This window comes from Sphingobacterium lumbrici, assembly GCF_006476045.1.
Classification (GTDB): Bacteria; Bacteroidota; Bacteroidia; order Sphingobacteriales; family Sphingobacteriaceae; genus Sphingobacterium; species Sphingobacterium lumbrici.
On record NZ_SRZY01000011.1, the window covers coordinates 242,982 to 256,128 of the forward strand.

The window sequence follows — 13,147 nt, forward strand, 5'->3', positions numbered from 1 at the left end:
AGCTACCCTATTTCATTACCTTCTGCTTGTGGTGTCACGGCATTGCGATAAAATAGTGTATAAGGATCGCTGTCGTAGATATGCACATCAGGATTATGTCGAAAAGGAATTTCAGCATTGAAGATCTCTTCCAGGGTTGCTTTTAGAAAATCCACGAAATTTTTCTTTTGCTCTATTAAATACTCGCCTTCCATTACGCCGAATTTCCCACTAAATAGTGTTCCGTCTTCCCGCATTTTCCGTGCAACGTACAGATGTGGTTCTAAATTTGTCCGGCCTGTTACTTGTTCAAATATGTAGGAATAAAATAGGGTCTGTACGAGGGCTTTATTTTCCGTGTTTGCAGCGAATACCTTGTCTATTTCTTTGAAAATAATGCTATCTCCTCCTGTTTTATAATCAACAATTCGGGTTTTGATTTGGTCATCGTGTGTTATTACTTCATCCACACGGTCGATGATGCCGTATAGATTTACCGTTTCTACTTTCCCCTGTATGTTTATCGGGAAATCTAAGGTATAATCTTTGTCGTTTTCTAATTCAATAATCCGAAAAGCTTTATAGTTTTCAATATCATATTGCAGATACATTTTCACGTATTCGCTCGCTATTTTGTGCATGATGCGTTGCAAGCTATTTAAATCGTCCAAATCTTTGAATTCGGATAAATATTGATTTCCGATTTCGCGCACAATTAATGCATCCACATCCGCTAGATTGTCTTTCAATCTCTGGGTAGGGATAAATTCGTTTAAGTCTTTAAAAGGTAAGAATATTTTTTCCATCACCTCGTGAATAACCGTCCCCAGTTTGTTCATTTCAAATTCTTGGCTAATGGAGGGAGGCTCTTTAATTTCGGCGACATGTTTTAAGAAAAATTGTAACGGAGATTGCAGATACGTTGTTAATGCCGTTGCAGATATTCTGCGACCTCTTTCAATAAAGGTATGATACATTTTATCCCATACCTTCCCCTTTTTTTCTATTGTTACTTCTGTCGGAGGTGACGGAAAGAAAATAGATTGCTGTTGTGTTTTCTTGATAAAATTGAACTTACTTTCAAACTCCAATTGTTTAATAAACCGGCTTTCTTCTCCGGTACTGTTCTCATCGACTATACTGTTATAAAAAACATGGATATGATCGCTGTATTGAAAATGGCGGTAAAACAAGTAGGCGGATAACGCATCCTGGTTTTCTAAAATCGGTAAACCATAAGCTCTCCGCAGCGCATTAGGGAGAAAAGTAGGCGAATTAGACGTTTTCGGCAATATTCCTTCATTTGCCCCAAGAATATAGACATTGTCAAAATTCAGACAGCGGCTTTCCAATAATCCCATAATCTGTAGTCCTTGAAGAGGATTACCTTCTATCGCCGAATTAACCGGTGCTATCGCTTTCTTAATCAATCCGATTTGAAAGGAAATGCTGAGCGGTTCAATTTTATCAAATCCCAATTTGAGTTGATATAAGGTTTTTTTAGTTTCCACCAAAAGGTTGCTTTCAATTTGACGGATGCGATCCTGCTCTGCAATGGAGGCAAGCAGACGATCTACCAAATCAATCAAGGTGGGTATTACCTCATCACTTTTTGTAATCGGTTTAAAGAAATTAGGGAGTACGGATGATTTGATCGTCAAATCATCTACCCCAACCTCATAAAGCTGTTTGTCGGCAATGTATTGCTGCAGCTGTAGTTTTTCCTTCCTGGACACCTTGGTAAGAGGATGATTGATAAACGTTTCGACTGCCTGAAAAGGAATTTTGTCCTTTTTGAGGTGAGAAATGTCTTTATGTACATCCATCCAAAGATCCAATATGCCGAATAGGGGAGATTGTACTAACGGGTAACCTGTCGTGATGTTGGGTGTGGCATCGGGCAAACTTTGCAATAGTGGAACCAGAAGACTTTCGTCGGCTAATAATATAGCCGAGGTTTTGTCGGTACTTTCCGTTTGTTTCAAAATCTCGTGTAAGAGTTTGGTTTGGCTTACTTTTCCGGTGGAAGCATATAAGTGTACGTCGGAAGTTCTGCTGCCAAGAATGTGAGGACTCTCTCCTAACGCATTAATCAGACCGGTTTGATAGATATTCCTGCGGATGAATAGCCCCGCTTCCTGTTGTTTGTCTTCCAGGTAATAAGCATCTGCATCAAAGTAAAATAAGGCCTTTCCTGCTTCTTGCCACTGCTTGAACAAGAGGGCTTCGGCGTTATTAAGCGCATTGAACCCCACAAATAGCACCTGTTTAAAACCTTGGATAACGTGTGGATTTTCGGCTCTTCCTTCTGCGAGATCGCGATAGATCGTCGGGTAATTGGATTGCTTTTCTTGCTGTAATTTCTCTTTGAAGGCTTTGTACAGAAGAGGTAACCTTTTCCACAGTTTTAAAAAGCGCTGTTGGATGCCGGTATGCCCGGCAATGGAAAACGACTGCCAAAACTGACGGATAAAATGCTGCTGTTCGACCGTGAAATGCTGGAACTCCAGATCGATTTTGGTCGTATCATAGAGCTCCATATAAATGTGGTCGATATTAACCAGATCATAATCTAGTTGGCTGAAATCACTGAGGATAATCTCTGCAATAGGATAAAATTCTTCCAATGTTTCCATTTCATGCCCTTCACGCTGCAATAGCTCGTTATGCAGCTGGTACAGATAAAAAAACTGACTCAATGACGATGCTTCAGTCGTCGAAGTCGAAAGGCTGAAAAATTCTTGTATGGTAAAGAACTGCGGAGACCAAATGGCTTGTCCGTAGACATCCGCAAGATGCTTTTTGAGATACGTGATCGGTCTTTTATTATTGAAGACGATGGCGATCTCCGGTAAATCATTTCCAAAACGATTCTTGATATCCTCGGCTACTAGTCGTAAAAATGGTTTGTTCATAATTAGATTACTTCAACTAATTGATTGGACTTGGCATAATACAAATATCCTTTTACATTTTTATAACCGAGGTCATGTAATGTCTTGGTGTATTTGTCGACTTGGGATTTATGTCCGATATAATCGCCCTGTGTAAATTTAAAATCGAGTACAATCGTTTCTTCGGTACTCGTAAATACCTTGTCAGGGCGTATTGTCTCCCCGTCTGCCGTGATGATACTTGCTTCATTCCATATTTTATAATTGCCCACTAACCATTTGTTGATTTCGGGATGATGCCATATCTGCTGTATCTCGTTCAGAAGAAATGGGCGCTCTTCTATGGATAAGACTCCTTCTTCAATATACTTATCGACCAATGTATCTACATCATTTTCGGTTGCCACTTCAGACATAATCTCATGCGCCAAGATACCATATTGAGACGCTTTTTCAAGCATTAGGATATTGTTAATGGTGCGCTTCGATGATTTCTCCAAGGCTTTTTCCAGCTCCTTTGAAACAGGGTAGTGATCTAAGGCAATGAAATCAGAAGAGATAGTTTCCTCCCTCTCCTGTGGAATAGGGTGTTGCACGTGGATTTCTCCGTTTTCCACTCGGAAAGGTGCTTCGATATGATCCAATACTTGATATACTAAGTCGCTGATGTACTCATTTTTGATTTCGAAACCCATAATTTCTCCTGTTTTCTTGTCTACCGTCTCTTTGAATAAGGGAGCGGAGATATAGAGATGCTCGACAGCCCGCGTAGTTGCCACATACAAGGTGTTCAATGCGTCCATATAATTGAAGAGCATCTCTTCAAAGTACTGTTTGTAAAAGATGGAACCTCCGACTTGTCCATTGTACTTAATGGGTACCTTCCCTAGTTGCGCAAAAGGTGTGTCGTGGGTCTGTATCCAGAAGTCACCATTTGTCATTCCGTCCAGATCCCATGAACAAAAAGGGAGCATGACCACATCGTAAGCTAGTCCTTTAGATTTATGTATGGTAGTAACCTCGATCGCATTTACTTTTCCATTGGAAGGAAGAACGGCACGGTTGCCATCTTCTTCCCAAAAGTCTAAAAATTGGATAATACCACGCTCCCCGTTGATGGAAAAGGAGGTGACAATGTCTTTAAAGGCCAAGATATAAGGGAGGTGGATGTTTCCGCTGCCCGTTAAATCGTAAATCTCAATGAGTTTCTCGACTAAGTGTACCAGCGGTAGCTTTTGCCAGTTTTCCCAGTTGTTAATCAGTTCGTCTGGTAAAACCGTGTTCAGGTCCCGGATATCATTGGATTTAAAATCGAGCCAGATCGCATCGTTAAAGCTTTCGTTGTGTTGCATGACGTGATACAGGTAGGCTATTTTTGCACGATGTATAATATGCTTGTCTGAATTGTACACTAAGGCTTTGAGCGTTTCAATCAACAATAATATGGCGTCATTGGAGATCAGTGCAAGTGCATCTCCGGAGATGACCTCGAAGTCTATCGCATGTGTGTTCTTGAAATCCATCAAATGCTGAATCACTAGCCGGGCCTGTGCATTGCTACGTACCAGTATGCCGATTTGATTGGCTTTATATCGCTTATTTCCGATCCATTCGCCTACTTGCTTACACAATGTTTCGATTGAAGTCTCTTCCACCTGGTTTCTTCTCCATGCACCAGAAGTCACCGGAAAATAGACAATGTCTATAGATCCCGGTTTTGAGGTGTCGGCTAGTTTGCTTTCAGGAATGCGCTGCTGACTGTTTTCATAGGCATTGATAAGCATATTGTCATTGCCCGATTCCCGCCACCATTCTTTGCCTTCTGCAGTTAGGTTATCGAGTACCTTTTCGTTCAGTATAGCTTGTAGTTTATGCGGAATCGTTTTGAAAAGGTAGTTATTTAGCCGGATGATATTGGGCAGACTTCTAAAATTCGTTTCTAAAGCTCCATTTTCAATAAAGCTGTTTCGATGATCGGGCATGAGGTGGAACGTATCCGCTACCTGTTGTTCGGCTTGATGGAGCAGGATCCGCCAATCACCATTTCTCCATCGGTAAATGCTTTGTTTCACATCGCCTACAATGAGGTGTTCGCTTAGTTCTCCAGTTGCATTTCCGAGTGCATTGATCAGGAGCGGACTATAATTTTTCCATTGGATACGTGAGGTGTCCTGAAATTCGTCAAAAAGGAAATAATTGTACCGATTTCCTATTTTTTCCCAGATGAAAGTCGGATCGTTATGCTCATCTAGTCCCAGCTTACTCAATAATATTTGTGAGTCGGAAATTAATTGTGACCCGTTTTCCTTTCTCCATTGACCCAATAGGTCACTCATTTCTTTGAGTAGTCTTAAATAGTACAGATTATTCTGTACGGCTTGATAAGCGAGGTAATTGGGAAAATAGCGATACAGATCTGCGATGCTATTTAGTACGGGGGTAAGCTGTTGGATGATATCATACCGCACATCCTTGTTTTGGTCTGTAAAGGCATCTTCATTGTCTATCAGCCCCAAGAATTTATCAAATATTTTTTGTAATTCTGTAGGTGATAATTTCGAAATATTGGGATTCGTCTTACTTGCAGAGAAGAGTTTATTTCGGGATTTTCCTTTCAGCTCATCCGCTCCGAGACCGGAATTTTTAAATATCGTATTAAAAGTTGTTATTGCTTGGCTGAATGCTTCGAGGAAGGTCTTCGTTGTTGCATCTACTTCTTTGTTGAGCAAATTAAAAACTTCTTTGGCATCAGCAATATTCAAATAACCATCGAATTCCTGAAAATTCTCCGAGAAAATCAAACCGGCAAGTTTCATGAGCTGTTGGCGGTAGTTCCAATTCTCATTATTGGCGATTTTCTTTTCGGCGTATGCGATAATCCAGTCCAACAAGTCTGGTCGCTCATCCAATAATTGATTGAGCATGACGGTCAGGTCTTGTTTTACCTTGTTTGTATTCATTTCGATTTTGTAACCCGCATCTAGATTGAGTTCATAGGTGAAACTGCGGATTACTTTTTGGGAGAAGCCATCAATCGTACTAATGGTGAAATGACTGTAGTCGTGTAATATCTTTCTGTAGACCTGATATGCTTTTCCCTGTAAAGTTTCCTGATCACATGCTGGGAATTGCGCTAGCAATAGCTTGCGGTAATCGTTGATTTTTTTGCTGTCATCTCCCATAGCCAACGCTTGAAGCACACCCAAGATGCGCTCTTTCATTTCAGCGGTAGCCTTGTTGGTGAAGGTGACGGCTAATATTTCACGATAGCTGTTTTCTTTGGATAGCAACAAGGTCAGGTAATGAACCGTAAGGCTGAACGTTTTACCTGAGCCTGCAGAAGCTTTTAATATTTTTAGAGGAGCTATTTTAGCCATTATTCACTATTGTTTAGAGTGTTGAAAATACATCTATTAAAGGACTAAGACAAGAAATGCCGAAACTCTTTTTAACAGGTTAATTTAGATCGTTTGATTTAGGCCTAAATTTGTTGGATGAATAAATTTAAGACTAATGAATAATCTGAAGTCAAAGTATATTTCCGTTATTGATAAACGCTCAAAAGTAAGGGAAAAGTTCGAAGAACGACCTAAATACACAAATCGGCTATATTGGCTAATGTTTATATTAAATTAGGCGTATTTTTAAGATATGCGAGGCAAACTGTAGATTATCAGTATAATAATACTCAGAGCCATTTGTACCCTCTTTTTAAAAAATTGGGTTTTCTGCCCAAGGGTTTGGGATATATTGTGTCAAAGAATAATCCGACTAGTTCTGTAACGATGTCTTTTGCGGTTGAGAATTTGCCACCTACTCCACCAAATATCAAAACGATCCACGTGCTCAGGTCTAAATTTAGCTATTCGTATACCTCCGCCGGCTTTCCAAGTTTCATAAGAACGGAACGTGAGATTGATACTGGAAATGGATTTGCCCAAACAGGGCCTTATTTCTTAAATGTATATTATTAAAAAATAATTACTATCTTTGCGTCCCCTCTTATATACTGTACGGGGGATATGTTGAATACATAAATTAAAATTAAAACATGGCAACTAAAATCAGATTGCAAAGACATGGTAAAAAAGGACGTCCTTTTTACCACGTAGTAGTAGCAGATGCACGTGCTCCACGTGATGGTAAATTCATTGATCGTTTAGGATCTTACAATCCAAACACAAATCCAGCGACTATCGTTTTGGATTTCGAAAAAGCGTTGGATTGGTTGAATAAAGGTGCACAGCCTACTGACACAGCTCGTACTATCCTTTCGGATAAAGGCGTTCTTTACAAAAAACACTTACAAGGCGGTGTGAAAAAAGGTGCTTTCGACGAAGCTGCTGCTGAAGCAAAATTTACTGCTTGGACAGAAGCTAACGAAGCTAAAATCGCCGGTAAAAAATCAGGCTTAGCGCAAACTAAAGAGGAAGCTAAAAAAGCTGCTCTAGCTGCTGAAGCTAAGAAAAAAGAAGAAAAAGCAGCTGCTATCGCAGCTAAAAATGCTCCTGTAGCGGAAGAAGTTCCTGCTGAAGAAGAAGTAGCTCCAGAAGCAACTGAAGGTGCAGAGAACACAGAAGAAACTGAAGGTTAATCTTTCACAAAGTATTCAGGAAAGCCGGATCTTAGGAACCGGCTTTTTTTATATGACAATATGACACTAGATCAAAGTTTTTATATCGGTTATATCTCTAAGACCAGAGGTCTAAAGGGTGAAGTTCAGATCTTTTTTGAGTTTGAAGACTATATGGATTTGGAATTTGATGTGCTCTTTGTGGAGGAGAACAAGAAACTTATCCCGTACTTCGTGGATGAATTGAAATTACAAAAAAATAGTACCGCCTACGCTACGTTTGAAGATATCGATCATATCGACAAGGCCCAACCGCTATTGCGTAAGAAAGTCTACCTGCCAAATGAAAAGATGCCGGTACGTGATCCGGATGATTTTCGGTACACCGATCTGATAGGCTATTTAGTCATAGATGAGCATCATGGTGAATTGGGCGAGATTACCGCTGTACAGGAAATGCCGCAACAGTTTATCGCTACCGTAAATATGGATGGCAAAGAATTGATGTTTCCGCTTTCCGATGATCTGATCCTGGGAATAGATGCAGAAGAGGAAGTCATCGAGGTAGAATTACCGGAAGGACTGGTGGATTTGTATAGGGAGTAAAATAATTTTGACTTTTTACTTCTTATTGTCGATATTAGCAACGCTTATAGAGAAAGGCAGAGGGAATAGACCCACTGAAGCCTTAGCAACCTGACACTTGGTCAAGGTGCTGCATTCTACTCGTCTTCGGTCGGGAAAGATAAGCTGAAGAAACATGTATCCGTGCGTTTTCTCTGAGCCTAAAACAATAGAAATCAAATGAAGATAGTAGACCATATAAAAAATGCGAAAGGAAAAACATTGTTTTCTTTTGAATTGTTGCCTCCTGCAAAGGGGCAGGGTATTCAAAGTATCTTCAAGACAATGGATGAACTTATGGAGTTCAACCCCCCTTTTATTGATGTTACCTATCACCGCGAGGATTACCTGTATAAACAACATGATAATGGGTTGCTCGAGCGAGTTGCGTACCGCAAGCGTCCGGGTACTGTAGCTATCTGTGCAGCGATCATGAGTAAATATAAGGTTGACGCTGTTCCGCATCTGATATGTGGAGGATTTACGAAAGAGGAAACGGAAAATGCACTTATTGATCTTAATTTCTTAGGAATAGACAATGTATTGGTGCTTCGTGGTGATGCACGTAAAGGGGATTCGGATTTTATTCCTACGCCAGGTGGACACGCGTATGCTACCGACTTATTAGAGCAGGTGGCGGATATGAACCGTGGTCAATACCTGCACGAAGATATTGAGCTTTCTGAAAAGACAAACTTTTGTATCGGCGTTGCAGGCTACCCTGAAAAACATTTTGAAGCACCCAATTTCAATACGGATTTCAAATGGTTGAAGAAGAAAGTAGACATGGGTGCGGAATTTATTGTTACCCAAATGTTTTATAATGTCGAGAAGTACATAGAGTTTGTAACTAAATGTCGTGAGAATGGTATTCATGTTCCTATTATACCGGGACTTAAACCATTGACGACCAAAAAGCAGTTGATTACGCTACCAAAGGTATTTCATTTGGATATTCCGGAAGAGCTAAGTGACGCGGTGTCCGAATGTAAGACTAATGCGGATGTAAGGCAAGTAGGTGAGGAGTGGATGGTGGAACAATGTAAAGAGCTGATTAAATTTGGTGCGCCTGTATTACATTTCTATACCATGAGTAATCCTGGACCAACAAAAAAAATAGTAGAGAAATTATTCTAACCAAAACAGTAGGGAACGCAACGAATGCCGTTATCTTGAACGAAGGATTTTTTGGTAGGTTAAAGGTGTCTATTTTATCATCCTTTCTACTGTCAGGATGATAAAATAGACATTAGTTTTTTAACTATTAGCCTTTTTTGATTTCTTTCGCCCAGGAATCTTTTAGTGTTACCGTACGGTTAAAAACTAAATGATCTGCAGAAGATTTAGTGTCTAGTGTAAAGTATCCTAAACGGATAAATTGATATCCTTTACCTGCCTGTGCTATAGCTAAATCAGGTTCAATATAAGCTTTGCTAATGATTTGTAAGCTGTCTGGATTAATAGAAGATTTGAAATCTTCCGCGGCAGCCGGGTTCTCATCATGGAATAAGCGATCATAAAGACGTACCTCAGCCTCCCTTGCATGGGGTACCGATATCCAATGAATGGTTCCTTTTACTTTTAGTCCTGAGGTATCCTCCCCCGATTTGGAATTGGGGATGTAGTTACAATGTACTTCGGTAACTTTTCCATTAGCATCTTTCACAAAATCATGACACGCTACGATATAGGCATGTTTTAACCTGACGGATAAACCTACTCCCAGACGGAAGAATTTCTTTGGCGGTTCTTCCATGAAATCATCACGCTCAATCCATAATTCTTTCGTGAAAGGAATACAACGAGATCCTTCGCCTCCTTCAACTTCTGGATTGTTTTCACCGGTTAATTCTTCTACCTGACCTTCCGGATAATTTGTAATCACCAATTTGATGGGATCCAGTACAGCCATGCGACGCCATGCCGTTTTGTTTAGATCTTCGCGAATGCAAAATTCCAGCAGACTGACATCGATCATGTTTTCACGTTTCTGAACACCGATTTTATCACAGAAATTACGAATACTTGCTGCAGTGTACCCTCTTCGGCGTAACCCTGAGATTGTAGGCATGCGAGGGTCATCCCAGCTTTCAACAAATTTTTCGTTTACCAATTGCAGCAATTTACGCTTGCTCATAACCGTGTATGTCATGTTTAAACGGGCAAACTCATATTGTTTAGATGGGAAAATTTCTAACTTCTCAATACACCAATCATATAAGGGGCGATGTGGAATAAATTCCAGCGTACATATAGAATGTGTAATTTTTTCTATCGAATCCGATTGTCCGTGTGCAAAGTCATACATTGGATAAATACACCATTTATCTCCGGTACGGTGATGACGCACGTGTCTGATACGGTATAATAAAGGGTCGCGAAGGTGCATGTTGGGGTTGGCCAGATCTATTTTTGCACGTAATACTTTTTCTCCATCCTTATATTTACCTTCTCGCATCTGTTGAAAGAGCATTAAGTTTTCTTCAACGGAACGACTACGGTATGGGGTTGGGATACCCGGTTCCGTAGGAGTGCCTTTGGAAGCTGCGATTTCCTCCGCCGTACTGTCATCCACATAGGCTAATCCTTTTTTGATTAAGTCTACGGCATATTGGTACAATGTTTCGAAATAATCGGACGTATATAGTTCTTGTGCCCATTGGAATCCAAGCCATTGGATATCACGTTTAATACTTTCGACATATTCGGCATCCTCTGTAACAGGATTAGTGTCGTCAAAACGTAAGTTAGTCAATCCATTATATTTTTGCCCTAAACCAAAATTTAAGCAAATTGATTTGGCATGTCCAATATGAAGATAACCATTAGGTTCGGGAGGGAAACGTGTCAGAACTCGTCCATCGTAGGTTCCCTTACGAAGATCCTCTTCAATAATTTCTTCGATAAAATTTAATGATTTTTCTTCTTCTATCATGTAGCAAACTTAGATAACTTTCCTTTTTTTCACAAGTAATAGTTTTCATCTCTTTGTTTTTCTCAGATTCGACCTGATGAGTATGCTCTTATTTATGGTTGTATCAATTAATTTTATGTATTTTCGGAATAAATACTGTGCAAATGAAATTTCGTCTTTATATTTTTATATGCCTTATTAGTCCTGTACTATTAATGGCGCAAAAAAATGATAAACCAATCTTACTGGTGTATGGCTCGGATATTGAGGCCTTTACGGCTGCTGTGCAAAGTGCACAATCCAGCGTTCCCACACTTTGGGTATTGGAGCAGGAACAAATGGTGCCGTCACTTACTACAGCAGCTACTAGCATTTTATCTAATGCTAATTTAGACGGGGGTGTTTGGATGGATGTGTTAATGAAAATAGCGATGAGTAAAGAGGTTAACGATTCTATAGCACAAATGGTAAAACGTGATATCAATCCACGACTAGCAATGAATGCGTTGGAAAAGATTGTTTCTACGCAGCCTAATCTCACCGTAGTGAAAGCGTTGTCGGTACAATCCGTGTTACGGAACAAAAAAGATTGGGAAGTCATCTTATCAAACAAGCAGAAATATACTATACGTGCTATCATTGATGCCACGGAAGAAGGAAAATTAAAGTCGTTGGTGAAAGGTGTGGAGGACTATTATAAGCCGGGAAGAATATCCCATGCAGATGCTCATTCGCGGGATCTATCACGTACTACTGTTGCCGTAGGTGAGGTGGATAGTGTTGTATATTCCTATACTTTGAATAATATACTGAGCCAGGCAAATCAAAATCTGTTTTCGACACAATATCTGATTCCGGTTACCCGGAATGCGGAAAGTATTCCCCTGCGTGCGCAACTTGGTCAGGCTGTGGGTGCAATAGCGGCATATTGTGCATTTTTTAAAACTACAGCAGATAAGATCGATACACGCAAGTTGCAAACCGAGTTGATTACTTATGATGCTAGACTGTTGCCTCTTCAGGACGTTCCGACTTCCCATGTCCATTATCGCGCTATTGAAAAAATGTATCTCGCAGGACTATTGACAGGAAAGAAAAAAGAAAATAATTACGTGTTTGACTCCAAAGATAGTGTGAAGTTTGAAGAAATTAAACCCATATTCAATCAATTGCATTCCAGAAGTCAGTTGTGGTTCATGGATAATGAAGGTGTGTATCTGACTTGGAAAGATCTTTTAAGTTTGGTCAGATTCGTGAGTTTCAGAGGAATGGAGATGGATGCACAAATTCAAAAAGACTGGTCTAGCAAGTTAAAGTTTGAGGGTGAATTTGATGAAAATAGGACCGTAAGCCGGGAGGAATTTGCTGTGATCGTTGGTAAATATGCCGATCCTTATGTCAAGGGTGTTACTGTGCAGGGAACTATTTTAAGATAGCATCAAAGCAAAAAAACTCCGACAAACTTTTGTCGGAGTTTTTTTTGTCCTATTTGTAAGCGAAGACATCACCTAAATCGTCATTACTTGTAAATGTATAATCCAAATTAATTAGCTCACCAGTACCGATATTGACGACCATACCATGTACAGCCAGATCTTCCCGATCTTTCCATGCGTTCTGTACGATCGAAGTGGTACATAGGTTGAACACTTGTTCCTTTACATTTAACTCCACCAACCTATCGGTTTTCTTATCCGGATCTTCGATGGCATCGATCTCCGCGGCGTGCAGTCTATATACATCTTTGATGTGGCATAACCAGTTATCGATGATACCATATTGTTTGCGGCTTAAAGACGCTGCAACTCCACCACAGCCATAATGACCAGCGACGATTACATGTTTTACTTTCAATACATTAACGGCGTAATCCAAAACGGATAACATACTCATATCCGAGTGTACGCACATATTTGCGATATTACGGTGTACGAATACTTCCCCTGGTTTATTTCCTGTTAATTCGTTGGCAGGTACGCGGCTGTCCGCACATCCAATCCATAGGATTTCTGGGCTTTGACCTTTTGCTAGTTGTTGAAAACGGCCGGACTGATCTTTTGAAACAAAGTTCACCCAGTTTTTATTCCCATCTAATATTTTTTTAAAACCTAATTCTAATTCGTTATTTCCCATATTTTTAAATTTAGAATAGCATAAGGTAAA

The 13,147-nt window shown here is 40.0% G+C and carries 8 protein-coding genes and 1 riboswitch; of the genes, 4 read left to right on the forward strand and 4 right to left on the reverse strand.

The features are described from left to right. Positions 1-2: 2 nt before the first annotated feature. Positions 3-2,894 carry a PD-(D/E)XK nuclease family protein gene (locus tag E4F24_RS03125; RefSeq protein ID WP_140937138.1) on the reverse strand — a complete coding sequence of 964 codons (2,892 nt, stop codon included), beginning with the start codon at positions 2,892-2,894 and terminating at the stop codon, positions 3-5. Positions 2,895-2,896: 2 nt separating this feature from the next. Then, on the reverse strand, positions 2,897-6,250 hold the full coding sequence (locus E4F24_RS03130) for a UvrD-helicase domain-containing protein (RefSeq protein ID WP_140937140.1): 3,354 nt from the start codon (positions 6,248-6,250) through the stop codon (positions 2,897-2,899). A gap of 674 nt (positions 6,251-6,924) precedes the next feature. Between E4F24_RS03130 and E4F24_RS03135 the strand changes: the two genes are divergently transcribed. From E4F24_RS03135 to metF, 3 genes are all read left to right on the forward strand, one after another. Further along, complete coding sequence (locus E4F24_RS03135) at positions 6,925-7,467, forward strand: 30S ribosomal protein S16 (RefSeq protein WP_140937142.1); 543 nt, start codon at positions 6,925-6,927, stop codon at positions 7,465-7,467. 60 nt (positions 7,468-7,527) lie between these two features. Further along, the gene (gene rimM / locus E4F24_RS03140; protein WP_140937145.1) at positions 7,528-8,052 is read left to right on the forward strand and encodes a ribosome maturation factor RimM; all 525 of its coding nucleotides are present in this window, start codon (positions 7,528-7,530) and stop codon (positions 8,050-8,052) included. A 41-nt stretch (positions 8,053-8,093) separates the two neighbouring features. Then, a riboswitch (SAM riboswitch) is annotated at positions 8,094-8,198 on the forward strand. 52 nt (positions 8,199-8,250) lie between these two features. Continuing rightward, positions 8,251-9,207, forward strand: coding sequence for a methylenetetrahydrofolate reductase [NAD(P)H] (gene metF / locus E4F24_RS03145; protein ID WP_140937147.1), 957 nt, complete (start codon positions 8,251-8,253; stop codon positions 9,205-9,207). 127 nt (positions 9,208-9,334) lie between these two features. Here the strand turns inward: metF and E4F24_RS03150 are convergent, their stop codons facing one another. Next, a complete protein-coding gene (locus E4F24_RS03150) occupies positions 9,335-11,005 on the reverse strand; it encodes a glutamine--tRNA ligase/YqeY domain fusion protein (RefSeq protein ID WP_140937148.1) in 1,671 nt (556 codons plus the stop codon). Between the two features lie 194 nt (positions 11,006-11,199). Here E4F24_RS03150 and E4F24_RS03155 point away from each other — a divergent pair, with 194 nt between their 5' ends. After that, positions 11,200-12,420 (forward strand): FAD-dependent oxidoreductase, encoded by a 1,221-nt coding sequence (locus E4F24_RS03155; protein WP_181182350.1) that lies wholly within the window; start codon positions 11,200-11,202, stop codon positions 12,418-12,420. A 49-nt stretch (positions 12,421-12,469) separates the two neighbouring features. Here E4F24_RS03155 and E4F24_RS03160 read toward each other — a convergent pair whose 3' ends face one another. Then, positions 12,470-13,117 carry a carbonic anhydrase gene (locus E4F24_RS03160; RefSeq protein ID WP_140937152.1) on the reverse strand — a complete coding sequence of 216 codons (648 nt, stop codon included), beginning with the start codon at positions 13,115-13,117 and terminating at the stop codon, positions 12,470-12,472. Positions 13,118-13,147: the final 30 nt, after the last annotated feature.

Bases quoted from the DNA above. Each gene is read 5' to 3' on its own strand.
- E4F24_RS03150 (WP_140937148.1), bottom strand. From the start codon at position 11,005: ATGATAGAAGAAGAAAAATCATTAAATTTTATCGAAGAAATTATTGAA.
- E4F24_RS03130 (WP_140937140.1), bottom strand. From the start codon at position 6,250: ATGGCTAAAATAGCTCCTCTAAAAATATTAAAAGCTTCTGCAGGCTCA.
- rimM (WP_140937145.1), top strand. From the start codon at position 7,528: ATGACACTAGATCAAAGTTTTTATATCGGTTATATCTCTAAGACCAGA.
- E4F24_RS03160 (WP_140937152.1), bottom strand. From the start codon at position 13,117: ATGGGAAATAACGAATTAGAATTAGGTTTTAAAAAAATATTAGATGGG.
- E4F24_RS03125 (WP_140937138.1), bottom strand. From the start codon at position 2,894: ATGAACAAACCATTTTTACGACTAGTAGCCGAGGATATCAAGAATCGT.
- E4F24_RS03135 (WP_140937142.1), top strand. From the start codon at position 6,925: ATGGCAACTAAAATCAGATTGCAAAGACATGGTAAAAAAGGACGTCCT.
- E4F24_RS03155 (WP_181182350.1), top strand. From the start codon at position 11,200: ATGGCGCAAAAAAATGATAAACCAATCTTACTGGTGTATGGCTCGGAT.
- metF (WP_140937147.1), top strand. From the start codon at position 8,251: ATGAAGATAGTAGACCATATAAAAAATGCGAAAGGAAAAACATTGTTT.